This window comes from Nitrobacter sp. JJSN (assembly GCF_051912485.1).
In the GTDB taxonomy this organism is placed as follows: domain Bacteria; phylum Pseudomonadota; class Alphaproteobacteria; order Rhizobiales; family Xanthobacteraceae; genus Nitrobacter.
This window is the reverse complement of the sequence record NZ_CP196822.1, coordinates 3,444,275-3,468,784: the sequence shown is the minus strand read 5'-3', so window position 1 is coordinate 3,468,784 and position 24,510 is coordinate 3,444,275. Positions and strand designations below refer to the sequence as shown.

The 24,510-nt window shown below is 62.0% G+C and carries 24 protein-coding genes and 1 tRNA gene; 15 read left to right on the top strand and 10 right to left on the bottom strand.

Annotated elements, in window-relative coordinates:
* Positions 1 to 16 precede the first annotated feature (16 nt).
* The 4 genes from thrC to ACSZOQ_RS16975 all read left to right on the top strand — a co-directional run bounded on the left by thrC (position 17) and on the right by ACSZOQ_RS16975 (position 4,107).
* Positions 17 to 1,435: a threonine synthase gene (thrC, locus tag ACSZOQ_RS16990; protein WP_439923586.1), complete on the top strand. Its 1,419-nt coding sequence runs from the start codon at positions 17 to 19 to the stop codon at positions 1,433 to 1,435.
* Complete coding sequence (locus ACSZOQ_RS16985) at positions 1,432 to 2,721, top strand: M16 family metallopeptidase (protein ID WP_439923585.1); 1,290 nt, start codon at positions 1,432 to 1,434, stop codon at positions 2,719 to 2,721. Before thrC ends, ACSZOQ_RS16985 begins: the two co-directional genes overlap by 4 nt.
* Before the next feature lie 34 nt (positions 2,722 to 2,755).
* The gene (locus ACSZOQ_RS16980) at positions 2,756 to 3,340 is read left to right on the top strand and encodes a GNAT family N-acetyltransferase (RefSeq protein WP_439923583.1); all 585 of its coding nucleotides are present in this window, start codon (positions 2,756 to 2,758) and stop codon (positions 3,338 to 3,340) included.
* 77 nt (positions 3,341 to 3,417) lie between these two features.
* Complete coding sequence (locus ACSZOQ_RS16975) at positions 3,418 to 4,107, top strand: hypothetical protein (protein ID WP_439923582.1); 690 nt, start codon at positions 3,418 to 3,420, stop codon at positions 4,105 to 4,107.
* A 226-nt stretch (positions 4,108 to 4,333) separates the two neighbouring features.
* Here the strand turns inward: ACSZOQ_RS16975 and ACSZOQ_RS16970 are convergent, their stop codons facing one another.
* The 5 genes from ACSZOQ_RS16970 to ACSZOQ_RS16950 form a co-directional block, all read right to left on the bottom strand.
* Positions 4,334 to 4,819 (bottom strand): F0F1 ATP synthase subunit B family protein, encoded by a 486-nt coding sequence (locus ACSZOQ_RS16970; protein ID WP_439923581.1) that lies wholly within the window; start codon positions 4,817 to 4,819, stop codon positions 4,334 to 4,336.
* Between the two features lie 7 nt (positions 4,820 to 4,826).
* Positions 4,827 to 5,387: a F0F1 ATP synthase subunit B family protein gene (locus ACSZOQ_RS16965; RefSeq protein ID WP_439923580.1), complete on the bottom strand. Its 561-nt coding sequence runs from the start codon at positions 5,385 to 5,387 to the stop codon at positions 4,827 to 4,829.
* Positions 5,388 to 5,450: 63 nt separating this feature from the next.
* Positions 5,451 to 5,678 (bottom strand): F0F1 ATP synthase subunit C, encoded by a 228-nt coding sequence (locus tag ACSZOQ_RS16960; RefSeq protein ID WP_439926113.1) that lies wholly within the window; start codon positions 5,676 to 5,678, stop codon positions 5,451 to 5,453.
* A 55-nt stretch (positions 5,679 to 5,733) separates the two neighbouring features.
* A complete protein-coding gene (locus ACSZOQ_RS16955) occupies positions 5,734 to 6,477 on the bottom strand; it encodes a F0F1 ATP synthase subunit A (protein WP_439923579.1) in 744 nt (247 codons plus the stop codon).
* Positions 6,478 to 6,545: 68 nt separating this feature from the next.
* On the bottom strand, positions 6,546 to 6,929 hold the full coding sequence (locus ACSZOQ_RS16950) for an AtpZ/AtpI family protein (protein ID WP_439923578.1): 384 nt from the start codon (positions 6,927 to 6,929) through the stop codon (positions 6,546 to 6,548).
* A gap of 637 nt (positions 6,930 to 7,566) precedes the next feature.
* Between ACSZOQ_RS16950 and ACSZOQ_RS16945 the strand changes: the two genes are divergently transcribed.
* Both ACSZOQ_RS16945 and ACSZOQ_RS16940 read left to right on the top strand, forming a co-directional pair.
* A complete protein-coding gene (locus tag ACSZOQ_RS16945; RefSeq protein WP_439923577.1) occupies positions 7,567 to 8,121 on the top strand; it encodes a hypothetical protein in 555 nt (184 codons plus the stop codon).
* A gap of 293 nt (positions 8,122 to 8,414) precedes the next feature.
* Positions 8,415 to 9,089 (top strand): response regulator, encoded by a 675-nt coding sequence (locus tag ACSZOQ_RS16940; protein ID WP_439923576.1) that lies wholly within the window; start codon positions 8,415 to 8,417, stop codon positions 9,087 to 9,089.
* Between the two features lie 586 nt (positions 9,090 to 9,675).
* Here ACSZOQ_RS16940 and ACSZOQ_RS16935 read toward each other — a convergent pair.
* Positions 9,676 to 13,185 (bottom strand): hybrid sensor histidine kinase/response regulator, encoded by a 3,510-nt coding sequence (locus ACSZOQ_RS16935; RefSeq protein ID WP_439923575.1) that lies wholly within the window; start codon positions 13,183 to 13,185, stop codon positions 9,676 to 9,678.
* Positions 13,186 to 13,377: 192 nt separating this feature from the next.
* Here ACSZOQ_RS16935 and ACSZOQ_RS16930 point away from each other — a divergent pair, with 192 nt between their 5' ends.
* Entirely contained in the window at positions 13,378 to 14,028 is a 651-nt protein-coding gene (locus ACSZOQ_RS16930) for a response regulator transcription factor (protein WP_439923574.1), read from the top strand.
* A 65-nt stretch (positions 14,029 to 14,093) separates the two neighbouring features.
* On the opposite strand, the gene hemA is transcribed toward ACSZOQ_RS16930, so the two are convergent.
* The 4 genes from hemA to ACSZOQ_RS16910 all read right to left on the bottom strand — a co-directional run bounded on the left by hemA (position 14,094) and on the right by ACSZOQ_RS16910 (position 17,959).
* Positions 14,094 to 15,323 (bottom strand): 5-aminolevulinate synthase, encoded by a 1,230-nt coding sequence (hemA, locus tag ACSZOQ_RS16925; RefSeq protein WP_439923573.1) that lies wholly within the window; start codon positions 15,321 to 15,323, stop codon positions 14,094 to 14,096.
* Between the two features lie 255 nt (positions 15,324 to 15,578).
* Positions 15,579 to 16,601: a biotin synthase BioB gene (gene bioB, locus ACSZOQ_RS16920; protein ID WP_439923572.1), complete on the bottom strand. Its 1,023-nt coding sequence runs from the start codon at positions 16,599 to 16,601 to the stop codon at positions 15,579 to 15,581.
* 205 nt (positions 16,602 to 16,806) lie between these two features.
* The gene (locus tag ACSZOQ_RS16915) at positions 16,807 to 17,505 is read right to left on the bottom strand and encodes an outer membrane protein (RefSeq protein ID WP_439923571.1); all 699 of its coding nucleotides are present in this window, start codon (positions 17,503 to 17,505) and stop codon (positions 16,807 to 16,809) included.
* 379 nt (positions 17,506 to 17,884) lie between these two features.
* Positions 17,885 to 17,959: transfer RNA gene (locus tag ACSZOQ_RS16910), tRNA-Thr, on the bottom strand.
* Positions 17,960 to 18,509: 550 nt separating this feature from the next.
* Here ACSZOQ_RS16910 and murA point away from each other — a divergent pair.
* The 8 genes from murA to ACSZOQ_RS16870 all read left to right on the top strand — a co-directional run bounded on the left by murA (position 18,510) and on the right by ACSZOQ_RS16870 (position 24,413).
* Entirely contained in the window at positions 18,510 to 19,799 is a 1,290-nt protein-coding gene (gene murA / locus ACSZOQ_RS16905; RefSeq protein ID WP_439923570.1) for a UDP-N-acetylglucosamine 1-carboxyvinyltransferase, read from the top strand.
* Positions 19,800 to 19,948: 149 nt separating this feature from the next.
* On the top strand, positions 19,949 to 21,244 hold the full coding sequence (hisD, locus tag ACSZOQ_RS16900; RefSeq protein WP_439923569.1) for a histidinol dehydrogenase: 1,296 nt from the start codon (positions 19,949 to 19,951) through the stop codon (positions 21,242 to 21,244).
* Positions 21,241 to 21,735, top strand: a complete 495-nt coding sequence (locus ACSZOQ_RS16895; protein ID WP_439923568.1) for a UPF0262 family protein — start codon at positions 21,241 to 21,243, stop codon at positions 21,733 to 21,735. The genes hisD and ACSZOQ_RS16895 overlap by 4 nt, the downstream gene beginning before the upstream one ends.
* Before the next feature lie 94 nt (positions 21,736 to 21,829).
* A complete protein-coding gene (locus ACSZOQ_RS16890; RefSeq protein ID WP_439923567.1) occupies positions 21,830 to 22,297 on the top strand; it encodes an arsenate-mycothiol transferase ArsC in 468 nt (155 codons plus the stop codon).
* A 281-nt stretch (positions 22,298 to 22,578) separates the two neighbouring features.
* The gene (locus ACSZOQ_RS16885) at positions 22,579 to 22,704 is read left to right on the top strand and encodes a hypothetical protein (protein WP_439923566.1); all 126 of its coding nucleotides are present in this window, start codon (positions 22,579 to 22,581) and stop codon (positions 22,702 to 22,704) included.
* A 187-nt stretch (positions 22,705 to 22,891) separates the two neighbouring features.
* Positions 22,892 to 23,062, top strand: a complete 171-nt coding sequence (locus ACSZOQ_RS16880) for a hypothetical protein (RefSeq protein ID WP_439923565.1) — start codon at positions 22,892 to 22,894, stop codon at positions 23,060 to 23,062.
* 8 nt (positions 23,063 to 23,070) lie between these two features.
* Positions 23,071 to 24,231: a PepSY-associated TM helix domain-containing protein gene (locus tag ACSZOQ_RS16875; protein WP_439923564.1), complete on the top strand. Its 1,161-nt coding sequence runs from the start codon at positions 23,071 to 23,073 to the stop codon at positions 24,229 to 24,231.
* The gene (locus ACSZOQ_RS16870) at positions 24,228 to 24,413 is read left to right on the top strand and encodes a hypothetical protein (RefSeq protein WP_439923563.1); all 186 of its coding nucleotides are present in this window, start codon (positions 24,228 to 24,230) and stop codon (positions 24,411 to 24,413) included. Before ACSZOQ_RS16875 ends, ACSZOQ_RS16870 begins: the two co-directional genes overlap by 4 nt.
* Positions 24,414 to 24,510: the final 97 nt, after the last annotated feature.

Genomic DNA, 24,510 nt, shown 5'->3' with positions numbered 1-24,510 from the left:
GCCGTTGGAGGCCGGCTTGACGCATTATCTTTCGACCCGGGGCGAAACCCAGAAACTCAGGTTCTGCGATGTGATGCTGGCCGGGCTCGCCCGCGACGGCGGTCTCTATGTGCCCGAGATCTGGCCGCAATTACCGCCCGATGCCATTGCGGGCTTTTTCGGCCGGCCCTACTGGGAGGTGGCCGTCGAGGTCATCAGGCCGTTCGTGGCCGGTGATATCTCCGATGCCGATCTCGGCCGCATGGCCAATGAGGCCTATGCGACGTTCCGGCATCCGGCGGTGGTGCCACTCGACCAGATCGCGCCCAATCAATTCATGCTGGAACTGTTTCACGGTCCGACGCTCGCGTTCAAGGACGTGGCGATGCAGCTGTTGTCGCGGCTGATGGATCACGTTCTGGCACAGCGCGGCCAGCGCACAACCATCGTCGTCGCGACCTCTGGTGATACCGGCGGTGCCGCGGTCGATGCGTTCGCCAACCGCGGCAATGTCGATCTGATCGCGCTGTTTCCGGAAGGCCGCATCTCCGAGGTGCAGCGGCGCATGATGACCACGACGGATGCGCCGAACGTTCACGCCCTCGCGGTCAAGGGCACCTTCGACGATTGTCAGGCGATCGTGAAGGCGCTGTTCAACAACCACCGCTTCCGCGACGAGGTGTCGCTTTCCGGCGTCAACTCGATCAATTGGGCGCGGATCGTTGCGCAGGTGGTGTATTATTTCACCTCGGCGGTCGCGCTCGGCGCGCCGGCGCGCACCGTCGATTTTACCGTTCCGACCGGTAATTTCGGCGACATTTTCGCGGGCTACGTTGCGAAGAAAATGGGCCTCCCGGTGCGCTGCCTGCGCATCGCAGCCAACGTCAACGATATCCTGGTGCGCACGCTGAAGACCGGCATCTACGAGGTTCGCGAGGTTCGCTCCACCACCTCGCCGTCGATGGATATCCAGGTTTCATCGAACTTCGAACGGCTGCTGTTCGAGGCGACGGGTCGTGACGCCGCGCAAGTGCGCGCGCTGATGGCGTCGCTGCAGCAATCCGGACGTTTCGTGCTTCCGGATTCCGTGCTGGCTGAGATCCGCCGCGATTTCGATGCCGGGCGCACCGACGAGACCGAGACCGCGGCTGCGATGCGCACGGCTTGGCGCGAGGCCGGCGATCTCGTTGATCCCCATACCGCCGTGGCACTCGCGATAGCCGATCGCGACACCTCCGACTCCAAGATTCCCAATGTCGTGCTGTCGACGGCGCATGCCGCGAAATTTCCCGATGCGGTCGAGGCTGCCTGCGGCGTCCGGCCGCAATTGCCGACGTGGCTTGACGGGTTGATGACTCGTCCTGAGCGGATCACGGTCGTGAACAACGATCAGGCAGAAATCGAACGGTTCGTGCTGTCCGTCAGCCGCGCCGCCAAGCATGGAGTTGCTGGATGAGTGTCGACGTGACCAAGCTGCCCTCCGGCCTTACGGTCGTCACCGACACCATGCCGCATCTGGAAACGGCCGCGCTCGGCGTCTGGACGGGGGTCGGCGGCCGGGACGAGAAGCTGAACGAGCACGGTATCTCGCACTTGCTCGAGCACATGGCGTTTAAGGGAACCACCACGCGGTCGGCGCGAGAGATCGCCGAGGAAATCGAGGCCGTGGGTGGCGATCTCAACGCAGCCACCAGCGTCGAGACCACGGCCTACTACGCGCGGGTGATGAAGGCGGACGTTCCGCTCGCGCTCGAGGTGCTGAGCGACATCCTGTCCAATCCAAACTTCGCCGCCGACGAACTCGAGCGCGAAAAGGGCGTCATCGAGCAGGAAATCGGCGCAGCGCAGGACACGCCTGACGACGTCGTGTTCGAGCATCTCAACGAACTCTGCTATCCCGACCAACCGATGGGACGCTCGCTGCTCGGCACACCGGAGACGCTGAAGCGGTTTAACGGCGATATGCTGCATGGATATCTCGCGACGCATTATCGCGGGCCGGACATGGTGGTGGCCGCGGCGGGCGCGGTCGAACACAAGGCGGTCGTTGCCGAGGCAGAGCGGCGTTTTGCAAGCTTCAAGGCCGCGCCGGCGCCGAAGCCGCAAGCGGCGAAATTCGGCCAGGGTGGCTCCAGGGTGGTGCATCGCGATCTCGAGCAGGCGCATCTGACGCTCGCGCTCGAAGGGTTGCCGCAGACCGACCGTTCGCTGTTTTCATTGCAGGTGTTCACCAATATCCTCGGCGGCGGCATGTCCTCACGGTTGTTTCAGGAGGTCCGCGAAAAGCGCGGGCTGTGCTATTCGATCTACGCCTTCCACGCGCCCTATGCTGATACCGGGTTCTTCGGGCTCTACACCGGTACCGATCCGAGCGACGCGCCCGAAATGATGGAAGTCGTCGTCGACGTCATCAACGAGGCGGTGGAGACGCTGACCGAGGCTGAAATCGCGCGCGCTAAAGCGCAGATGAAAGCCGGCCTGCTGATGGCGTTGGAGAGCTGCAGCGCCCGCGTCGAACAACTGGCGCGTCATATGCTGGTCTACGGGCGGCCGCAGAGCGTCCCCGAATTGATGGCGAGGATCGATGCTGTCAGCGTCGAATCGACCCGCGACGTGGCGCGGGATCTCCTGACGCGCAGCCGGCCTGCGGTCGTTGCGCTCGGCACCGGCAGAGGGCTGGACACAGCGGTGGCTTTTGCGGAAGGATTGGCGCAGTCAAAGGCCAGAATCCTGCTCCACTAAACCGAGGCTGGGGGTTCTGCGTCGAGGAACGGCCATGGCCCTGTTTCGTTTGCCATCCAGTGCGCCGGCGCTCATGCCGCGGGGACACGGCCTGTTGCTGCGAGCGCCGGAGCCGTCCGATTTTCTGCAATGGACGCAGCTTCGCGAGTACAGCCGCGCCTATCTGACACCATGGGAGCCGATCTGGCCGTCGGACGATCTCACCCGCGCCGGCTTCCGGAGAAGGCTGCGGCGCTACGCCGAGGATATCGCCGGCGACAAATCCTATCCGTTCATTGTGTTCCGCGAATCCGACGGTGTCATGCTCGGCGGGGTCACGCTCGCCAATGTGCGGCGCGGTATCGTGCAGGCCGGCACCATCGGATACTGGATCGGCGAACCCTATGCGGGGCAGGGCTATATGACTGCGGCGCTGCGGGTGCTGCTGCCGACCCTGTTCGGCGAACTGAACCTGCATCGCATCGAGGCCGCCTGCATTCCCAACAATGTGCCGTCGATCCGGGTGCTGGAAAAGTGCGGCTTCACGCGCGAGGGGCGGGCGCGGCGCTATCTCTGCATCAACGGAATCTGGCAGGATCATTTGTTGTTCGGCATGCTGCACGAGGATTTTCGCGGCTAGAGTCTTTCCGCGCCTTGGGCTTGCCGCCATTGCCTTGCTATAAGGCGACCGGGTGGAAACTACGATGGACGACGTCAATGGCTCCTGTTGCGGATTCGACTGAAGCGCATGGACCGGCTGTAGCCGGGCAGTTGCGGCGCTGTCCGTTTCGTCTGGCGATCATGGTCACAGTCTGTTGTATCGTTGCGGTCTCGCCAGCGCACTCGCAATCGCTCGGCGATCGTTTCAAGGAAATGTTCGGTATCAAATCGCAGCCGGAGCGGGCGCCACCAGCGTCGGGCGCGACGGCTTCCGCACCCGAGGACCTTACTTGTCCGCCTGTGACCATCCGCTCCGGCGCATCGACTTACGCGGTCGGTCTGCCAGGCAAGACGGCGAGCGGCCCCGATCTCCGCTACCAGGCGACCATCGGCGAGACCGCGCGAGAATGCGACTACAACACCGACACTCATCAGATCGCGATCAAGGTCGGGATTCAGGGGCGAGTCATCGTGGGGCCGGCGGGCGCGCCGCCGACCGTGGAGGTGCCGTTGCGCGTCGCGGTGGTGGAGGATGGCGTGTCCTCGAAAACCATCGCCACCAAGGCCTATACGGTTACGGTGAACGTGTCGGGCGAGGACGGCGGAACTTACAGTTTTGTATCGAGCGACATCGTCTATCCGGCGCCGCAAGGCGCGGCCGCCGACCGATACGTGTTTTATATCGGGTTCGATCCGCAGGCACTGAAGCCTGAGCCGAAGCCGCACGGTAAGCGGAAGAAGTCGTAGCGACCGCGAGAGCACGGTGCTGACACCTGTCTGGCCGTCATACCCGCGTAAGCGGGTACCCAGTACGCTGCGGACGTTGCGTTTTTTGTCACGAAGCTTTTGGGGATACGGGATCATCCGCCTTCGCCGATGATGATGCCGGGATAGGCAGCCACCATCACGGTCCGCCAAAGTAAAAAAGCCGGCGCGATGGCTCGCACCGGCTTTCGTTTCTATCCCGAAAAACTCAGTTCAGCTTGGCGCGAACTTCGCTGAGGCCCGCGGCGAGCAGGTCGTCGGCGACCTGTCCCTTCACCGAGCTCGACAGGATGGCGGAGGCTGCGGCGACCGCGGCGTCAGCGGCGGCGGCGCGGACATCCGCGATAGCCTGTGCTTCCGCCGATGCGATCTTGCCTTCCGCACTCTTGGTGCGGCGTGCGACGAAATCTTCCATCTTGACCTTGGCGTCGGCCGCGATGCGCTCGGCTTCGGCTTTGGCCGCAGCGATAATGTCTTGCGCCTCGCGCTCGGCGCTCGCGTGGCGGGCCCTGTAGTCGGCGAGCAGCTTTGCGGCTTCGTCTTTCAGGCGGCGCGCATCGTCGAGTTCACCCTTGATGCGAGCGCTGCGACGATCGAGCGCGGTCAGCACAGTGCGGTGCACTCCGACATAGGCGAAGACGCCCATCAGGATCACGAAGGCTATGGCAACCCAGGTTTCCGGCTCGGCAAACATGGTCTCGTCATCCCTTCATCGAGGCTTCGACGGCGCTGTCGACAAGCTTGCGGTCAGGCGTTGCGCCAGTCAGTTGCTGCACGATAGCCGCCGCTGCATCGCTTGCGATGCCGCGAACGTTGCTCATCGCCGCCGCGCGTGTCGAGGCGATGGTCTTCTCGGCGTCGGCGAGCTTGACGGACAGCCGTCCCTCGAGCGCCTTACGCTCGGCGTCGGCCGCGGCATTCAGCTTCTCGCGGGTCTCGTTGCCGATCGTCTGCGCCCGGGTCCGCGCGGCTGCGAGTTCGGTCTCGTAGGCCTTCAACGCAGCGTCGGAATCGTCCTTCAGCTTTTGCGCCTGCGCGAGATTGCCATCGATCGTATTCTGGCGGTCGTCGATGGTCTTGCGCACGCGCGGCAAGGCCAGTCGCGACGAGATCAGATAAAGCGCAACGAACGCGATCGCCAGCGACACCAGTTGAGACGCAAACGTGTCCTTCTGGAATGGCGGAAACGGCGCAGCCTTGTGGCCGCCGTTGGCTTCGGTGTGGGCCGTCGCGCCCTTTGCGTTGCCATGACTCTCAGCCACGGGCTTCTCCTCTGCGCTTGATCGGGGCCCGGTTGTCCGGGTCCCGTCAGCCAGTCAGTGATCTTAAAGAGCGAACAGCAACAACAGGGCGATCAGAAGCGAAAAGATGCCGAGCGCTTCGGTCACGGCGAAGCCGAAAATCAGGTTGCCGAACTGGCCCTGGGCGGCCGAGGGATTGCGCACCGCCGCGGCAAGATAGTTGCCGAAGATGATGCCCACGCCGGCGCCAGCGCCACCCATGCCAATGCAGGCAATACCAGCGCCAATGTACTTCGCTGCGACCGGATCCATAACGAACTCCTTAGTTGAGGTTTGTTGAAAATAACACGCGGTTAGGGCGGGCTTTTTAATGGCCCGGATGAATTGCATCGTTGATGTAGATGCAGGTGAGGATGGTGAAGACGTAGGCCTGAAGGAATGCGACCAGCAGCTCGAGCGCAGTGAGCGCCACGACCAGCGCCAGCGGCAGCACGGCGCCGAAAACACCGACGATGCCCATGGCGCCGAGCATGGTGACGAAGCTCGCGAAGACCTTCAGCGTGATGTGGCCGGCCAGCATGTTGGCGAACAGACGCACGCTGTGCGAGACCGGCCGCGACAAGAACGAGATCACCTCGATCGCCACCACCAGAGGCAGGATCACGATCGGAATGCCCGACGGCACGAACAGTTTGAAGAATCTCAGGCCGTTCTTGTAGAAGCCGTAGATCAGCACGGTGAAGAAGACGAGGAATGCCAGCGCGGCCGTGACGATGATGTGGCTCGAGATCGTAAAGGTGTAGGGGATGATACCGACCAGATTGGAGACGGTCACCAGCATGAAGATCGAGAACACGAAGGGGAAGAACTTCATCCCCTCCTTGCCGGCGGTGGTGCGTATGGTATCTGCGACGAACTCGTAGCTGATTTCGGCGATCGACTGCATGCGCCCGGGGACGAGCTTGCGGCCGGTGGTCAGCATCAAAAGCGACGTCAGTACGACGGCAAGCAGCATGTAGGCGGAGGAATTGGTGAAAGCGATTTCCTGACCGCCGATATGGCCGATCGTGAAAATCTTCTCGATGTTGAACTGGTGGATCGGGTCCATCATCCGCGTGCAACTTTCGGTCTGCCGGCAGGCCGGCGTTCAAGCAATTCAGTCATCTCGGCAGCCATCCGTCATCGGTCAGTCTGCTCGGGGATCACGCCCGCCGACCGCATCACGTTGATCACGCCGGCCACAAAGCCGAGCAGGAAAAACACGATGAGTCCCCAGGGCGAGGTCGACAGCAAGCGGTCGAATCCCCAGCCGATCACCGCTCCGACGGCAACGCCCGCGATCAACTCGGAGGAAAGGCGGAAACCACGCGCCATCGCTGAGGCTCTGGCAGCTCCATTTCCGCTTCCATCTCCGGATTGGTCAGTCTCGTTCCTGCGGGCGCCCCGATGTTGGGACAGCCGCTGATCGAGATTTCCGAGCCTTGCGGAAAGCGCAGCTTCATCAGGATCTGAATGCTCGCGATCTCCGTGCCCGCCGCCGTTTTTGTCTGTGCCGTCAGCCATGCTCTCGACACCCGACACAACGCCGCGAACTCAGGAAATAACGCCCGTTACCCTCAAAAGCCGCGCGGACCATACTGACGGCCACAGGTCAAGTCAAGATTGTGCCGAAACTGGCTATAGCCTTGAATTAGCTGACCTTATTCTTGAAAATCAAAACCGGCTGCGCCCAGTTGCCGCGCTGCAAAAGCGGACGCGCCGGTATGTCGGGTTACGTTGGGTTCCCCGCCTGAGTCGGGGTGCCACGGATGCTGACGGATCGCGCGCTCGCGGATCTCATGGGGGTGCAGCAGCCCGACTTAACTTTCTTCGCCGAAGCGTCATTTTGGTTGGCACCGGCAATGACATTTAAGAGACTGTAATATCGACGAAAAATGCCACGATCGGTTCGGCGCTCTGCTCCATGCGGGTGTCGTTGATCGCTCGCCTGGTCGCCGGCGGGAGTGGCTCCGCCTGCGATCGACGTCGTCAGAGACGATCCGCCCCACGTCGCCGGGCCACCGGTTATCGCCGTGACCGCGAGGTTTCGAATCGCGTCGGGCCGATGCGTTGAAATCGGGCCGGCGGCGCTATAGCTCGAAGATATCCCGACGCAGGCGCCGGCCCAGCGGCGAAGCGATGGCATTGACGGAGCAGACACATGAGCGCAGCGAAGCCGCTTCCCAGACTGCTGCGGATTTCCGCCACCGCCGCGATGCTCGCCTGCCTCGCCGCGCCGGTGTTGGCGCAGGTGACCCCGGATACGGAGAAGGGGCGCTACACGCTCTCGCCGATGAGCGGCGGCTTCGTCAGGCTGGACACGCGTACTGGCGTGGTCTCGCACTGCGCGGACAAGGGCAGCGGCTGGGCGTGCTACGCGTTGCCCGAAGAGCACGTCGCGATGGATAGGGAAATTGGCCGGCTGCAGGCGGAGAACGAGAAACTGAAGGCACAGCTCGCTGCGCGCGAGCCGAGCGTCGGCGGCAAGACCCAGAAAGTTTTGCCCAAGACGGAATCTCCGAGGCCGGGCGAGCCCGGCGCCGCCGTGCCGAAAGCTGACGGATCGAAATCCGCTGACGCCAACCGCAACAGCATCGAGATTCCGTTGCCGAGTGATCGCGACATGGATCGCATGATGTCGTTCGTCGAGCGCGCCTGGCGGAAGCTGATCGAAATGGCGGGCCGCGTCCAGCGCGATACGTCCGGAGGAATCTGATCGGCGCGCTCCGGTTCACGACCATGCAAACGCGTGGGGTGCCGATGCAATCCTCGCGTGGTGGCCACGACGATCCGACGCAAACCGATCCCCCCGCGGTGCAGAACGCTCGCTGCTGGTCGCAGGACTTGCAGTGTTCAGGCGAACGGGATCAGGGTCCGTTAACTCGTTTACCTGTTCCGGATATTGTTGCCTTGCAAGACGGGTTCGAGCGGTGGACAATCGTGATTCCGGGGGGCTGAACCCGGCTGAGACCGCAGTGAACCTGAACGCCTGGCAAGCCCACGGATTCAATGACCGCATCAGACAGTACCCATATCGTGATCGCCGATGATCACCCGTTGTTCCGCGATGCGCTGCGGCAGGCGATTGCGAGCATCGTGCCGGCAAAAATCAGCGAAGCCGGCACGTTCGAGGAATTGACGGCGCGACTGGAACAGGAAGCCGACGTCGATCTGGTTCTGCTTGATCTGTCGATGCCGGGGATCAGCGGGTTTTCAGGACTGATCTATCTGCGCGCCCAATATTCGGCGATTCCGGTGGTGGTGGTGTCGGCCAGCGACGACGTGGCGACGATCCGCCGCTCGATGGATTTTGGCGCGTCCGGGTTCATTCCAAAGCGGCTCGGAGTCGAAACGCTGCGCACCGCGATCCTCAAGGTTATCGAGGGCGATATCTGGATTCCGCCCGATGTCGATCTGTCCGCCGCCGCCGATCCGGAGATGACGCGCTTGCGCGATCGGATCGTCACGCTGACACCGCAGCAGGTACGCGTCCTGATGATGCTGTCCGAAGGACTGCTCAACAAACAGATCGCCTATGAACTCAGCGTATCGGAGGCGACCATCAAGGCGCACGTATCCGCGATCCTGCAAAAACTCGGTGTCGAGAGCCGCACCCAGGCGGTCATTGCGGCTGCGCGGATTGCCGGGGATCAGTGGCGTCAGAGCGAGCCCTCGGCCGGCTAAGAGCAATTCTGATATAATGGAAACGCTTCCTCGGAGTACGATGAACTTTCTCTCCCGCTTGCGGGGAGGTCAACCGACGAAGTCGGGCGGGCGAAGGCATCTGGGAATTTCCGCTCACCCAAAGCGGCCTTCATCGTTAAAGTTCTAGCATTAGGCTGGGACTATGGTTGATTAGCAGGACTATGATTGCGTTCGATTGCAGCGAAGCTCGCTAATGCCAGTGATAGTGCTAGTGATATTGATACTAGCTGTCGTAATGACTGCGTTCGCGTTGATCGCGTTGAAGCTAGTTAAAAGCCTTCGATCGATGGAGATACAAATCGGCTTTGGTGCCGTGCTGCCGAGATACAAGAGTCCGCTGCTTTTCTGGGTTGCAATCGCTTTGCAGTGTTTGGGACTGGTGGCGCTGCTTGCCATCATATACTTCATATTTTTTGTTCTTCCGAACCAAGTCCAAGTTATGAGCTGAAGGCTGAACCATTGACCAGCACACCGCTTAGCCAATGGTCGATGTCAGTTCATGGCTCAATCCCGAAATGGCTCAATCCCGAAATTTCAAACTGAGATACCGTGCCTTCGCAGGAGCCTATTCCGCGGCGATCTGCTGGCTTCGCCATTGGCCGATCAGCGCCCGCAGAGATGCCGGCTTCAACGGCTTGTTGAGCACTGAAACCTGTTCCAGCCTCGCCGCCTCACGAACGTGAGGACTGCGGTCGGCCGTTATCAGGATCGCCGGAATGGTCTCGCCGAATTTCTTCCGGATCTCCCGAATCGTTGCGATGCCATTGCCGCGGTCGAGATGATAGTCCACCAGCAGTCCGGTGATCCGTCCGCCGGCCGTTTCGATCGCTTCGATTGCCGCCTCAGATTCGACCACGGCGATCACACGCGCATCCCATGATGTCAGCAACGTCCTCATGCCGTCGAGGATCGCTGCATCGTTTTCGATGCAGACGATCAGGGCTCCGCTCATCGGCGCGTGCGACAGCGGCGTGCTGCTGGTCACCGCAGTGGTGTGGGTGGTGTGATTGACGGCCGCCGCGATCGGAACCGTGACGGAGAACACCGAGCCGCCGCTCCGATTTGAGTCAAGGGCGATGTTGTGATCCAGCACGCGCGCAAGCCGCTGGACGATCGACAGGCCGAGTCCGAGGCCGCGCGCAATGCGCGCTCCCTGCTCGAGCCGATGAAATTCCTTGAAGATTTCGCCGCGCTTGAGGATCGGGATTCCGACGCCGGTGTCAAAGACGTTGATCCGCAGCGACTTGCCGCAACGGCGGCAGCCGATCAGCACGCGGCCCTGCGGCGTATATTTGATGGCGTTCGAGATCAGGTTTTGCAGCAGTCGCCGCAGCAGCAGTCGATCGGATGCGATCGGCAACGAACTCGGCACGAACGTCAGCCGGACCTGCTTCGCCCGTGCGATCGGGGCGAACTCGATTTCGAGCGAGCGCATCAGATCGCCGACCCGGAAACTCGTGATCGATGTCGTGATGGCACCGGCGTCGAGCCGCGAGATGTCGAGCAACGCGCCCAGAATCTCCTCTATGGCCTCCAGTGAATCGTCGATGTTCTGGACCAGCCTGGAATCTTCGCCCCCAGTCTGCCGTTCCACCAGGCTGGTGACATAGAGCCGTGCGGCGTTGAGCGGTTGCAGGATATCGTGACCTGCAGCCGCCAGAAACCGCGTTTTGGAGTTATTGGCGTCCTCGGCATTGCTTTTGGCGCGCGCGAGTTCGGAATTCAGCCGGGTCAGTTCCTCGGTGCGGTCGCGCACGCGCTTTTCGAGCGTGGCGTTGGCGCGCTCAAGCGCCTCGGCGGCTTCAAAACTCGGGGTCACATCGGAGAAGGTGATCACCAGACCGCCGTCGGGCATCCGGTTGGCGCGAACCTCGATCACGATGTTGCGGTCCGGTAGCCGCTCCAGATGCGGCTGTCCCTCCGTCGTGTATGCAGTCAGTCGGGTCTGCTTTGCAGTCTCGCGGTCGGCCTGTGAGTGATCGATGGTGCCGAGAACGTCGAGAATCTCGGTCAGCGGAATCCCGATCTGCACGATTTGAGGCGGCAGTCCGAGAATATTTCCGAATTGTCGGTTCGAACAGATCAGTTGCAGATCGGGGTTGAACACCGCGATTCCCTGCCGCACATGATTCAGCGCTGTTTGCAGCATCTCGCGGTTAAAGTGGAGCGCCGCGTGCGCGTCGTCGAGCAGCTTCAAGGCTGCCTTCGCCGACACGGTGCGGCGCCGGAGCAATTGCGACATCACCAGCCGCGATGAGGCCGCCCCGATCGACGATGCGATCAGATATTCGGCGTGCTGCAGCAATTCGAAAGCGGCGGGTGCCGCCGGATCGAGGCTGAGCCGCCGCATGGAGGCGAACTCCTCGAAGGATTGCCGGGCGCGGTTAGGACCGAGATACTGCGCCACGGCGTCTAAAATATCCTGCACCGTCACCGTCGACCGCCAGCGTCGGAACGGCGGAGACAACGGCGCGGCGTTGGGTGCGAAGATTTCCGCCTGCAACCGCTCGATCGAGGATGGTCGCCGCGTCAGCGACAGCGCGACATATGTCAGGACATTCAGCGACAGACTCCATAGCACACCGTGCATGAGCGGCGGCAGGCTGACGCCGAACAGCGCCTGCGGCTTCAGTTCGGCGATGCCAAACGGGCCGTGTTGCAGCAGCATCATGCCGACGGCGCTTCCGTTGAGGAAGCTCGGGAGAAACAGCGTGTAGGCCCAGACGGCAAAACCGGCGAGCATGCCGCCGATCGCGCCGCGCGCCGTCGCGCGCCGCCAGACCAGGCCGCCGAGAAACGCCGGCGCGAGTTGCGCGATGGCGGCGAACGACAGCAACCCGATCGCAGCGAGCTGTGCGCTGCCGAGCGCGCGGTAGTACAAATACGCCATGATCATGATGGCGAAGATCGCAAGACGGCGGGTCTTGAGCAGGAAGTTGCCGAAGTCCTTGCGGCCTCCGCGGGATGCCGGACTGCGCTGTAGCACCAGCGGGACGACAATGTCGTTGGACACCATGATCGCCAGCGCCACGCATTCGACGATCACCATCGCGGTGCCGGCTGAAAGTCCTCCAATGAAGACTGCGATGCTGAGCAGCCTGGACTGGCCTTCGATCGGCAGCGCCAGCACATACATGTCGCTGTCGATAATGCCGAACGGGAACGTGACGAGGCCTGCGAGCGCGATCGGAACAACGAAGATGTTGATGGCGACCAGGTAGAGCGGAAACAGCCAGCGCGCCCGGCTGACCTCTGCGTCGCTGGAGTTCTCCACCACGCTGACATGGAATTGCCGGGGCAGCAGCATGATCGCGAGAAACGAGAGCAGCGTCATCGTCAGGAAGTTGCCGATCGACGGCGTGTGCTCGATGGCCCGCACCGCCTCCGGGGATTTCATCGCGGCCTCGATCAGTTCGACGGGGCTGAACATCCAGAACGTGACGAAGGCGCCCACGGCGATGAACGCCACAAGTTTGACAATCGACTCGGTCGCAATCGCCAGCATCAGGCCGTGTTGATGCTCCGTCGCATCGGTCTGCCGGGTTCCGAACAGCACTGCGAACAGGGCCAGCGCGATTGTCACGAGCAGCGCGATGTCACCGATGACGGGAATTCTGGTGATCGCCTGATCGTCGATCAGGATGGTTCCGAGCGACGAGGCAACCGCCTTGAGTTGAAGCGCGATATACGGAACCGACCCGATCATCGCTATGATGGCGACCGTTGCCGCCACCGCCTGGCTCTTGCCGTAGCGCGCGGCGATGAAATCGGCGACCGACGTGATGTTCTGCGATTTCGCCAACCGGATGATTCGCCGCAGCAGCGGCGTGCAGAACGCGATCAGCAGGATCGGACCGACATAGATCGCGAGAAACTCAAGGCCGGTTCGGGTCGCGAGTCCGACCGAGCCGAAAAACGTCCAGGACGTGCAGTATACTGCCAACGACAGCGGATAGATCAGCCGGCTGGTACCGCCGCGGGCAAACTTCGAGTCCCGGTCGCCAAAGCTCGCGACCAGGAAAAGGAAGCCGATGTAGCCGATGGCGGCCGCGATCACGCCCCAGTCGTGCAGCATTGCGGTGGCTCCTCCGGCAGGCGCTGCCTTGGACCCTGCTTCGGGTTGGCCCCGTAGCCGTTCCGGTCAAAAATCTAGCGCCTTACGCGGCTCCACGCGACAACTCTGCTGTCATGATTTGCACACCGGCACGAATCAGATTATACACGTATAAGTTGTGTTGCTCATCGATCTCTATTGAGGAGGCCGCAGGTGGGCCAACTTCTGTCGTTCGTTCCGGATATCCCGGTTTTTATCGTCGACGATGATCCGTCGGTGCGGGAAACGCTGGTCCTCGTTTTGAAGATCGAGGGTTATGCGGTGCAAAGCTTTGGCGACGGCGCCTCGTTTTTTGAAGCGGTTCGGAGCGCGTCGCCCGCCTGTGTCATTCTCGACCTGCATCTTCCCGGCGAATCCGGGTTCGATATCCTGCGCAGATTGGTGGCCGAGCGGGCTGCCGCGTCGATCCTCGTCATCTCCGGCGTGGCCGACATCGCAACAGCTGTCGAGGCCATGAAATATGGCGCGCTCGATTTTCTGGAGAAGCCATTTTCGTCTGATACGATCGTCGACCGAGTTCATGCCGCGGTGAAGGTGTGGCGCGAGGCGCGGGGCGGCGAGATCGACGGGTTCGCCCATTTCCCCGGCCGTCATCTGCTGACCTGCCGAGAGCGCGAGGTCCTATCCCAGGTGGCCAAGGGTGCGTCGAACAAGGAAGCGGGACGCAGACTCGGCATCAGTCCGCGCACGGTTGAAGTTCATCGTGCGCGGATCATGGACAAGCTCGGCGCTAAAAATGCCGCCGATCTGATTCGGATCGTGTTGTCGGAGGCGAGTGCGCGGCGGCGCTTGTCCGCCTCCTAGTGGAGTGAATTCGAAATTGAAACGCGTTCGCGTTACATCAAAAGCGAACGCGTCCTGGCAGAGCGCTACTCGGCCGCCATGGATTTCGCCTGCAACGGCAGCTCTAGACGCTCCCAAACCTGAAGCAGGGCTTCCGCCAACTGATCAATCAGCGCGTCGTCGTGATATGGCGACGGCGTGATCCGCAGCCGCTCCATTCCCTTGGCAACGGTCGGATAGTTGATCGGCTGGATATAGATGCCGTGGTCATGCAGCAGCATATCGGACGCCTGCTTGCAGTGCTCGGGATTGCCGACGAAGATCGGGACGATGTGGGTCGAACTCACCATCACCGGCAGACCGGCTGCGATCAGGCTTGCCTTGGTGCGCGCCGCGCGCTCCTGATGGCGTTCGCGTTCCCATGTCGATGACTTGAGATGCCGGATAGCGGCGGTCGCCGCCGAGCAGATCGCAGGCGGCAGCGATGTGGTGAAGATGAAGCCCGGCGCATAGGAACGCACGGCATCGATGATTTCAGAATTGCCGGCGATGTAGCCGCCGAGGCAGCCGAATGCCTTGGCGAGCGTGCCTTCAAGGATGTCGATGCGATGCATGACACCTTCGCGCTCCGCGATACCACCGCCGCGCGGGCCATACATGCCGACGGCATGCACCTCGTCGACATAAGTCATCGCGCGATAGCGTTCGGCGAGATCGCAGATTTTCGAAAGCGGCGCGATGTCGCCATCCATCGAATAAAGGCTCTCACAAGCGATCAGTTTCGGCCGGTCCGGATCGGCTGCGCGAAGCAGTTCTTCCAGATGCGCCACGTCGTTGTGGCGGAAGACGACGCGCTCGCAGCCCGACTGGCGGATGCCTTCGATCATCGAATTGTGGTTGAGCGCGTCCGACAGGATCAGGCAGTTCGGAATGAGCCTCGCGAGGGTCGAAATGCCGGTCTGGTTCGAGACATAGCCAGATGTGAAGACTAGCGCCGCCGGCTTGCCGTGCAGATCAGCGAGCTCCTGCTCGAGCTGGACCAGCGGATGGTGGGTTCCGGCGATGTTGCGGGTGCCGCCGGCACCGGTGCCGACGCGGGTCGCGGTTTCGACCATGGCGCCGACGACCTTCGGGTGCTGACCCATGCCGAGGTAATCGTTGGAACACCAGATCACCACGTTGCTCGGCCCCTTGGGCGAGTGCCAGGTGGCGTAGGGGAACCTGCCGGCGATGCGCTCAAGATCGGCGAAAACGCGGTAGCGCCGCTCGTCATGAAGGCGATTGAGCGCGTCACTGAAGAACTTGCTATAATCCATGACAAAATCCGGAAAAAAGCCCGGGACGCCGGACGTACAACACCTTTTTAGAGCCTTTCCAGCCGGGCTGTCGAGACGGAATTCGCCAAGACGTCCGTTTCAGGGTTAAAAATCGCCATTAATTTGCTCTAGCGCAAACGAATCCAGTCCGCCGGGGTCTTGCGGGACTGGCGGTTCACCCAGCTCGAAAACCCTAGCCAGGGATGTCAGGACAATGGCCCGTTTTCCGTGACGAGCCGACCCTGGTGGATCCGATCAGTGAGGCGGAGCGGAGACCTTCGCGTCGTCCAGCGGTGAGCGGATGCCGAGGCGGTCGAGCAACGCGGCATCGCGTGCGGTCTGCGGATTTTTGGTAGTCAGCAGGACATCGCCAATGAAAATGGAGTTGGCGCCGGCCAAAAAGCACAGTGCCTGCAATTCGTCGGTCATATATTGCCGGCCCGCCGACAGTCGCACCACGCTCTTCGGCATCATGATCCGTGCCACCGCGATCATGCGGACCAGCGCGATCGGATCGGGCCGCACGGCCGTGTTATTGACGGGCACCGCTTCGACCTCGTTCCACATGTTGATGGGGACGCTTTCGGGGTGCGCGGGCAGATTGGCCAACAGCATCAGCATTCCGAGCCGGTCGCCGACCTGTTCGCCCATGCCGATGATGCCGCCGCAACAGACCTTGAGGCCGGCCTCGCGGGCATGGGTGAGCGTGTCGATGCGATCCTGCATCGTGCGGGTGGTGATGATCTTGCCGTAGAATTCAGGCGAGGTGTCAACGTTGTGGTTGTAGAAATCGAGTCCGGCGGCATGCAGCCGCCGAGCCTGATCGGGTGTGACCATGCCCAGCGTCGCGCAGGTCTCCATGCCGAGCTCCTTGACGGCGCTGACCATGTCGCAGACTCGCTCAAGATCCCTGTCCTTCGGACTGCGCCATGCGGCTGCCATGCAGAACCGGCTGGCGCCGGCATCCCTTGCCCGCCGCGCGGTTTCGATGACGGCTTCGCGGTCCATCAGCTTCGTGGCTTTAACGCCGGCGTCGTAATGCGCGCTCTGCGAACAGTAGCCGCAATCTTCCGGACAGCCGCCGGTCTTGATGCTGAGCAGGCTCGCGGTTTCGACGTGATTGGGATCGAAATTGCGGCGATGAATGGTCTGGGCCTGAAAGACCAGATCCGCGAAAGGGACATTATAGAGTGTCTCGGTTTCCGATCGCGTCCAGTCGTGGCGTACCCGCGAGGACAAATCGTGGCCGCTGTCGAACGAAACCGGTGCTGAATCCATGTTGTCACGATCCTCGTATTGCCGCGTGACGCGGAACCGGCTTTTGAAACGGTCGTCCGCGTGGCGCGACGATACCATGGCGTGCCGCGAATTTCGAATGCGTTGCGGGTTATCGGAAGCCATTACGTTCATGAAACACAAAACAAAAAGGCCGGCATCTGATGCCGGCCTTTTCTTATTTCGAAACCCTCAAGGGTTGTGAGGATCAGTACCTCGCAGCGACCGGGGCACCCCAGTTGAAGCGATAGTTCAGACCGACCTTGACGGTGTGCTCGTCGTTGGTGAAGCGGACGGGGGTAATGACGTTACCAACGGTGAGAGTGGAGCTCGCGCTGCCGAAATTGTAGTACTGATACTCGATCTTGCCGGACCAGTTCTGGGTGAACAGGTATTCGAGGCCACCGCCCACGGTGTAGCCGTCCCGACCGATGTGGGTATCGGAAAAGGTGCCGGTGCCGAAGCCGTTCGTGAATCGGGTGTCAGCCCAGCCGTAACCGCCCTTGACGTAGAGCAGCGCCGGACCCCAGGTGTAACCAAGGCGGCCGGTGACCGAACCGAGTCCGCGGTTGACGAAGGGATCGTTATTGGTGTCGAGGAAGCTGTAGTTGGCTTCGATGCCGAACACCCAGTTCGGTGCGAACTGGTAGTCGTAGCCGACCTGCACACCGCCCATGAACACGCCGTCGTTGCCGTTGCCGGTGAAACCAGCCGCGGCGAGGTTGTTGTCGCCGCCGAAGGCGCCGCCGACGTGACCGCCGATGTAGAAGCCGGTCCAGTTGTAGATCGGTGCGGCTTCGTAGGCCGGAGCCTTGGTGTAGTGACGAGCGGCGAGATCGGCGGCCTGTGCCGGCACGATGGCGCCGAAACCGATAAATGCCACAGAGGCGAGCAGGATTTTTTTCATTACGTTCTCCAGGAATTCGTTTTTCGAGCAGCCGTTCGTCGGCCCCGTCATTCAAACCCTAGATCGATTCTGCGCAAAAAGCTGTCACTGATAGGCCACACTTGGGAAGGTTCGTAACCCGTTGCGGAACAACGGAACTTGCTTGCTTAATGATGCCTTAATCAGAGCTAAATGAGGCCTTAATTCGTATCCTGCCCGGGACGCAAAAAAGATTAGCAGGCCTCCGTGAAAAATCTTCTCCTAATTCGGGCTGGAACCTGAGTTTATTTTTCTAAGTGCGCGGCAGAAACGGATCATGAGCACGATCTGGTTTCGCGGCCTGCCTCACTACCGCTTCCCCGGCACTCAAGATCGCTTTCCGCGCTTTCCAAGGGAAGGCTGGTGCTGCCAGACAGGATTGAACTGTCGACCTCTCCATTACCAATGGAGTGCTCTACCACTGAGCTACGGCAGCAAGGCCCAACGCGGGAATCAGCTAAAAAAGGCCCGCAAGGTGGGCCGATCCTTGCCACAAGGCTGGAAGGCGCGCAAGCGCGGGGCAGGGCTTGGAACTGCCGCTGTTGCGGCAAGGGGACTGGCGTATATGTTGCGGTCGTTATTCCACCGACTCGGGCGGATCGGGACCGCGTCCCGGACACCCAAGCAAGGGGGACCATGATCGACAAGCCGGACAGGGATTGCAACAGAGGAAATGCGGAGCGCAAGATGCGGCTGCGTGCGGCGCTGCGCGAAAATCTCAAGCGGCGAAAATCGCAATCTCGCGGCCGCGCTGATCAGGCCGCTACCGCGGAGAGGTCTGATTCGGAGTGCCAGGACGAATGACATTGAGGCCCATCGCGTTCTCTCCGGTGCGCGACAAGCGAAATCCGGAAAAGGCTACCGCGCGAAAGTCTGTACTATCCTGGGCAATCTACCGTAAGCCCCTCATATCGCCTTGATTTTCCATGTTTTTGGAGCGTCGGGCGATTTGCCCTATAGTTCATGCATAGAAAACAGGAATCGGTATGGATCGCATTCGCATCGTCGGTGGCAATAAGCTCAACGGCACCATTCCGATTTCCGGCGCGAAGAATGCGGCCCTGCCTTTGATGATTGCTGCGCTGCTGACCGAGGAGACGTTGATCCTCGACAATGTGCCGCGGCTGGCCGACGTCGCGCAGCTGCAGCGTATCCTCGGCAACCACGGCGTCGATATCATGTCGGCGGGCAAGCGCTCGGGCGATCACGAGTATCAGGGGCAGACCCTGCACATTTCGGCCGGCGACGTCATCGACACCACGGCGCCTTACGAGCTGGTCTCGAGGATGCGGGCGAGTTTCTGGGTGATCGCGCCGCTCCTGGCGCGGATGCATGAGGCCCGGGTCTCGCTGCCCGGCGGCTGCGCCATCGGTACCCGTCCGGTCGATCTTCTGATCGTGGCGCTGGAAAAGCTCGGCGCCGAGATCGCGATCGACGGCGGCTATGTGATCGCGAAGGCGCCCGGCGGCCTGAAGGGTGCCGAAGTCGATTTCCCCAAGGTGACCGTGAGTGGCACCCACGTCGCGCTGATGGCGGCGACGCTGGCGAAGGGAACTACCGTCATCAGCAACGCGGCCTGCGAGCCGGAGATCGCCGACGTCGCCGACTGTCTCAATAAAATGGGGGCGCGCATTTCCGGCGCGGGCACGCCGCGAATCGTCATCGAGGGCGTCGGCAAGCTCGGCGGAGCGCGTCACACTGTGCTGCCTGACCGGATCGAGACCGGCACCTATGCGATGGCGGTGGCGATGACCGGCGGCGACGTGCTGCTGCGAGGCGCGCGGCCGGAACTATTGCAATCCGCGCTCGACGTCCTGACCGAGGCCGGCGCTGTCATTACGCCGAACAACCAAGGCATTCGGGTGGCACGCAACGGCGCCGGCATCGAGCCGGTGACCGTCTCCACCGCGCCGTTTCCCGGCTTCCCGACTGACCTTCAGGCGCAATTGATGGCGCTGATGACGCGCGCCAAGGGCTCGTCCCATATCACCGAGACCATCTTCGAAAACCGGTTCATGCACGTGCAGGAGCTGGCACGGTTCGGGGCGCGCATCCATCTCGACGGTGAAACCGCCACCATCGAGGGTATCGGGACGCTGCGCGGCGCGCCGGTGATGGCAACGGATTTGCGCGCCTCAGTGTCGCTGGTGATCGCGGGGCTCGCCGCCGAAGGCGAGACGGTGGTCAATCGCGTCTATCATCTCGACCGTGGCTTCGAGCGCCTTGAGGAAAAGCTGTCGGCGTGCGGCGCCTCGATCGAACGGATCAGCGACTAGAGCATGATCCCGAAAAGCGGGTCCGGTTTGGCTGGCCTGCTGGCAGCGAGGGTTGACGGCGATTTGAGGCCGCGCCATTGAGCGCTGTACCCGTGACTGGGTTCACTCCACCAAGTCTTGCCACCAGGTCTTGCCGGGAAAGATCCCTCATGCCGATCCGCATCGATAGCCGCAGCGCCGACTTTGCCTCGCGCTTCAGGGCGTTTCTCGCGACCAAGCGGGAGGTTTCTGCCGATATCGAAATTGCGACCCGCGCCATCGTCGACGACGTGGCTGCGCGTGGCGACGCGGCGCTGATCGAGGCGACGCACAAGTTCGACCGGCTCGAAGTCGATGCTGCGGGCCTCCGCTTCACGGCTGCCGAGATCGACGCCGCCGTGAAGGCCTGCGACACCGCGACGCTCGATGCGCTGAAGCTGGCGCGCGACCGGATCGAACTGTTTCACCGCCGGCAACTGCCGAAGGACGACCGCTTCACTGATGCGCTCGGCGTCGAGCTTGGCTCGCGCTGGACTGCGATCGAGGCGGTCGGACTTTATGTGCCCGGCGGCTCCGCGGCCTATCCGTCGTCGGTGCTGATGAACGCGGTGCCGGCCAGCGTCGCCGGCGTCGCGCGCGTCGTCATGGTGGTGCCCTCGCCGGACGGCAGGATCAATCCGCTGGTGCTGGCGGCAGCGCGGCTCGGCGGGGTCTCCGAAATCTATCGCGTCGGCGGCGCGCAGGCGGTCGCCGCACTCGCCTACGGCACGGCGACGATCGCGCCGGTGGCCAAGATCGTGGGGCCTGGCAATGCCTATGTCGCGGCCGCCAAGCGCCAGGTGTTCGGCAAGGTTGGCATCGACATGATCGCCGGTCCCTCAGAAGTGCTCGTCATCGCCGACGACACCGGCAATGCCGGCTGGATCGCCGCCGACCTGTTGGCGCAGGCCGAGCATGATGCCAACGCGCAATCGATTCTGATCACCGACAGCGAGACACTCGCCGCTGATGTTGAGCGCGCGGTGGACGCGCAGCTCGCGACGCTCCCGCGAGCGGAGATCGCGCGGGCATCGTGGAACGAGTTCGGCGCCATCATCCTGGTTAGCAACCTTGATGAGGCTGTGGCGCTGGCGGACTCGATCGCGGCTGAGCACCTGGAGATCATGACTGCCGACCCTGAGAGCCTCGCTGCACGGATCCGCAATGCCGGCGCGATCTTCCTCGGTCCCCATACCCCGGAGGCGATCGGCGATTACGTTGGCGGCTCCAACCATGTGCTGCCAACGGCGCGCTCGGCGCGGTTCTCGTCGGGGCTTGGCGTGCTTGACTTCATGAAGCGGACGTCGATCCTGAAATGCGGGCCGGAGCAGTTGCGGGCACTGGGGCCTGCGGCGATGACGCTGGGCAAGGCCGAGGGCCTCGACGCCCATGCCCGCTCGGTCGGAGTGCGCCTTAATTTGCAATGAGCAAGGCCCCACCAAAGGAAGATTCCCGGAATCGTATCGTGGCGGTCACGCTCGATGAGGATTCGATCGGACGTTCCGGGCCGGATATCGAGCACGAACGGGCGATCGCAATCTACGATCTCGTGGAAAAGAACTTGTTCGCGCCGGAAGGCGCGGGAGGTGGCCCGTTCACATTGCGCATCGCGATCACCGGCAACCGTCTGATGTTCGACATCCGGCTCGAAGACGGCGCGCCCGTGGTGACGCACTTGTTGTCGTTGACGCCGTTCCGTCGGATCGTGAAAGACTATTTCATGATCTGCGACAGCTACTATCAGGCGATCCGGACCGCAACGCCGGACAAGATCGAGGCCATCGACATGGGTCGCCGCGGCATCCACGACGAAGGCTCGCGGACTCTGCAGGAGCGGCTGAGCGGCAAGGTTCGCGTCGATTTCGAAACCGCGCGGCGGCTGTTCACGTTGATCTCTGTCCTGCACTGGAAGGGTTAGCGCATGATTCGAATCACGGAATACCCTTTGTCGTCGCGATGCATGCGAAACGGTTGCGCGGAGGGTGCGCGCGAAACGAAAGCGGCCTGAGCGCATGGCCGCGCCTGCGCGCGTGCACAATCCCCAGTCGGTTCTGTTCGCATGCGCGCTCAACAGCGTGCGCTCGCCGATGGCGGCGAGCCTGTTGCAACACATGTTTCCGCGAACCCTGTATGTGAGATCCGCTGGCGTTCGGACTGGCGAGCTCGATCCGTTCGCCGTCGCCGTCATGGCCGAACTCGGCCAGGACATTTCGAAACACCGGCCGATGACGTTTGAAAATCTCGAGGACTGGGAAGGTCTCAACTTCGATCTGATCATCACGCTGTCGCCGGAAGCCCACCACAAGGCGCTCGAACTGACGCGCACAATCGCTGCCGAGGTCGAGTACTGGCCGACGCCAGATCCGACCAGCATCGAGGGTAGCCGCGAGCAGCGCATGCAGGCCTATCGCGATGTGTGTGACGGGTTAGTGTCGCGCATCCGCAAACGTTTTGCGCGGGGCGGCAATGTGGGCCTTTAGCGCCATTTCATAACTTGAACGGAATCAGGTTGGCGTCATTGCGAGGCACCTCGCGATCTCGCAACGACATCGGAATGAATGCGTTTCTGTCAAAACCTGAAGTGTCCTGCGGCATTGATTCACGCTTAGCGCAAGCCGGCCAACGGCGGGTTCAAGATGGCGTGTTGTGGCGCGTGAGCGGATCCCTTAATCCCAGTCGTGCCGCGCCCTGTTTAGAATTAGACTAATTCAATGTTCAAGCTGCGCGTTGGTCTCATGAAACCATTGTGCCGCAGGCGCAAATGCAACACATCGAATCCGAGCCGCGCGGCAATGTGACGCGCGAATTCGAGGTCATTGCCGGCTATAGCCACATCGATCCGCGGGTGACAAAGAGCCTTGCCAGCAATGCTGGCAAGTTTGCATAGCACTGCGCTTGATCAGACTTCGCTGTGGAGTAAATACACTTGGTACAATGGGCTGACCGGATTCGGCATCGGGGCCGGCGTGCGTTATGTTGGCGACAGCTAAGGTGACGGCCGGAACACCGTCGTAATCCGGTACACCCTGTTCGATGGCACTAAGAGCTATGATCTCGCTTATCTGAGGCCGGATATGAGAGGCTGGAAAATGCAGGTCAGCGCCACTAACCTCGCCGATCGTTTCTATGTCCAGTCCTGCCTGATCGGACTGCCGCATTGCGCGATGGGCACGGGCCGCACCGTGCTCGGTACATTGAAGTATAGCTGGAACGCGGATCCGCGTCAGGCACTGATCACGAAGTGAGTCAAGGGATGGCGCCAAAAGCTTTGCGCAAATGGAGCTGGGTCCACAAGTGGTCCAGCATCATCTGCACCCTGTTCATGCTGATGCTGTGCATCACCGGCCTGCCGCTGATCTTCCACGAAGAGATCGACGAGCTGTTGCATGACCAGGTCAAGGCGGCCGTCGTCCCTGAAGCCACGCCGGCAGCGAACCTCGACCGCGTCGTCGCCAGCGCGGTGGCCGCCATGCCCGGCCAGGTGCCGCATTTCCTGATCTGGGACCGCGACGATCCGAATGCGATGCTGGTCAGCGTCGGCAAGACTATCGACGCCAATCCGGCCGACAACCGCATCGTCCGCGTCGACGCCCATACCGGGGTTTATCTCGACGCGCCCGATGTCACCGGGCGCTTCACTTATATCATGCTCAAGCTGCACACCGACATGTTCGCCGACTTGCCCGGGAAGCTGTTTCTCGGGCTGATGGGCATTCTGTTCTGTGTCGCAATCATATCCGGCGTCGTGGTCTATGCGCCGTCGATGCGCAAGCAGAAGTTCGGCGCCTATCGCGCCGAGCGTCCGCGCGTGGTGCGCTGGCTCGATCTGCATAATCTCGCGGGCATCCTGCTAGTGATGTGGACGCTGGTCGTGGGATGCACCGGCGTCATCAACACCTGGGCCGACCTCGTGCTCAAGGCGTGGCAGTACGGTCAGCTCGCCGAGATGACGGCGCAATATCGCGACCGCACGTTGCCGACGCATCCGACCCCGGTTCAGGATGCGGCGGAGTTGGCCTCGAAGGCGGTGCCCGGCATGCTGCCGTCGTTTATCGCGTTCCCCGGCACGATCTTCTCAAGCAAGAGCCACTATACGGTCTTCATGCGCGGCGATACGCCGGTGACGTCGCGGCTGCTCAAGCCGGCACTAATCGATGCCGAAACCGGCAATCTCACCGACAGCCGCGACATGCCTTGGTACGTCACGACGTTGTTCATCTCGCAGCCATTGCATTTCGGCGACTATGGCGGGATGCCGCTGAAGATCATCTGGGCGCTGCTCGACATGATGACCATCATCGTGCTCGGAACAGGCGTCTATCTCTGGATGCGGCGGCGCAAGCCCGGCGAAAGCGCCGCGCGCGAGCCCGCGGAGGCCGCGGCCGCGATCAACCGGCCGATGTTGTCGTCATGACGTCGCGCGCCAGACTGCAGAACGTCGGTCAGATTTTCGCGTGGCCGGCCGTCATCGCCGCCCTCAGCACGATCGGATTGCTGTCGGCGTTGCTCGGGGACGGCATCTGGGACGGCGTTTCGTGGGTCGTGCTGGCGCTTCCTGTCGCGCTGTATTGCGGATTTGTCCGGCGCGGTGCGTGAACATTGCACAGCGTGGGTTTTCCCGTCGGTTCTCCGTGGCAAAAGCGATCGCCGGTTGTCGAACTGCATGCGTTCCGATAGGTTCCGCGCGTATCGA

Excerpts from the sequence above, each read along its gene's own strand:
- ACSZOQ_RS16875 (WP_439923564.1), top strand. The coding sequence starts at position 23,071 with ATGGCGCCAAAAGCTTTGCGCAAATGGAGCTGGGTCCACAAGTGGTCC.
- ACSZOQ_RS16935 (WP_439923575.1), bottom strand. The coding sequence starts at position 13,185 with ATGCTGCACGACTGGGGCGTGATCGCGGCCGCCATCGGCTACATCGGC.
- ACSZOQ_RS16870 (WP_439923563.1), top strand. The coding sequence starts at position 24,228 with ATGACGTCGCGCGCCAGACTGCAGAACGTCGGTCAGATTTTCGCGTGG.
- bioB (WP_439923572.1), bottom strand. The coding sequence starts at position 16,601 with ATGGATTCAGCACCGGTTTCGTTCGACAGCGGCCACGATTTGTCCTCG.
- ACSZOQ_RS16890 (WP_439923567.1), top strand. The coding sequence starts at position 21,830 with ATGGCCGCGCCTGCGCGCGTGCACAATCCCCAGTCGGTTCTGTTCGCA.
- ACSZOQ_RS16945 (WP_439923577.1), top strand. The coding sequence starts at position 7,567 with ATGAGCGCAGCGAAGCCGCTTCCCAGACTGCTGCGGATTTCCGCCACC.
- ACSZOQ_RS16955 (WP_439923579.1), bottom strand. The coding sequence starts at position 6,477 with ATGATGGACCCGATCCACCAGTTCAACATCGAGAAGATTTTCACGATC.
- hisD (WP_439923569.1), top strand. The coding sequence starts at position 19,949 with ATGCCGATCCGCATCGATAGCCGCAGCGCCGACTTTGCCTCGCGCTTC.
- ACSZOQ_RS16970 (WP_439923581.1), bottom strand. The coding sequence starts at position 4,819 with ATGTTTGCCGAGCCGGAAACCTGGGTTGCCATAGCCTTCGTGATCCTG.
- ACSZOQ_RS16960 (WP_439926113.1), bottom strand. The coding sequence starts at position 5,678 with ATGGATCCGGTCGCAGCGAAGTACATTGGCGCTGGTATTGCCTGCATT.
- ACSZOQ_RS16915 (WP_439923571.1), bottom strand. The coding sequence starts at position 17,505 with ATGAAAAAAATCCTGCTCGCCTCTGTGGCATTTATCGGTTTCGGCGCC.
- ACSZOQ_RS16895 (WP_439923568.1), top strand. The coding sequence starts at position 21,241 with ATGAGCAAGGCCCCACCAAAGGAAGATTCCCGGAATCGTATCGTGGCG.
- ACSZOQ_RS16940 (WP_439923576.1), top strand. The coding sequence starts at position 8,415 with ATGACCGCATCAGACAGTACCCATATCGTGATCGCCGATGATCACCCG.
- ACSZOQ_RS16980 (WP_439923583.1), top strand. The coding sequence starts at position 2,756 with ATGGCCCTGTTTCGTTTGCCATCCAGTGCGCCGGCGCTCATGCCGCGG.
- murA (WP_439923570.1), top strand. The coding sequence starts at position 18,510 with ATGGATCGCATTCGCATCGTCGGTGGCAATAAGCTCAACGGCACCATT.
- ACSZOQ_RS16880 (WP_439923565.1), top strand. The coding sequence starts at position 22,892 with ATGAGAGGCTGGAAAATGCAGGTCAGCGCCACTAACCTCGCCGATCGT.
- ACSZOQ_RS16985 (WP_439923585.1), top strand. The coding sequence starts at position 1,432 with ATGAGTGTCGACGTGACCAAGCTGCCCTCCGGCCTTACGGTCGTCACC.
- hemA (WP_439923573.1), bottom strand. The coding sequence starts at position 15,323 with ATGGATTATAGCAAGTTCTTCAGTGACGCGCTCAATCGCCTTCATGAC.
- ACSZOQ_RS16950 (WP_439923578.1), bottom strand. The coding sequence starts at position 6,929 with ATGGCTGACGGCACAGACAAAAACGGCGGCGGGCACGGAGATCGCGAG.
- ACSZOQ_RS16885 (WP_439923566.1), top strand. The coding sequence starts at position 22,579 with ATGCAACACATCGAATCCGAGCCGCGCGGCAATGTGACGCGCGAATTC.
- ACSZOQ_RS16975 (WP_439923582.1), top strand. The coding sequence starts at position 3,418 with ATGGCTCCTGTTGCGGATTCGACTGAAGCGCATGGACCGGCTGTAGCC.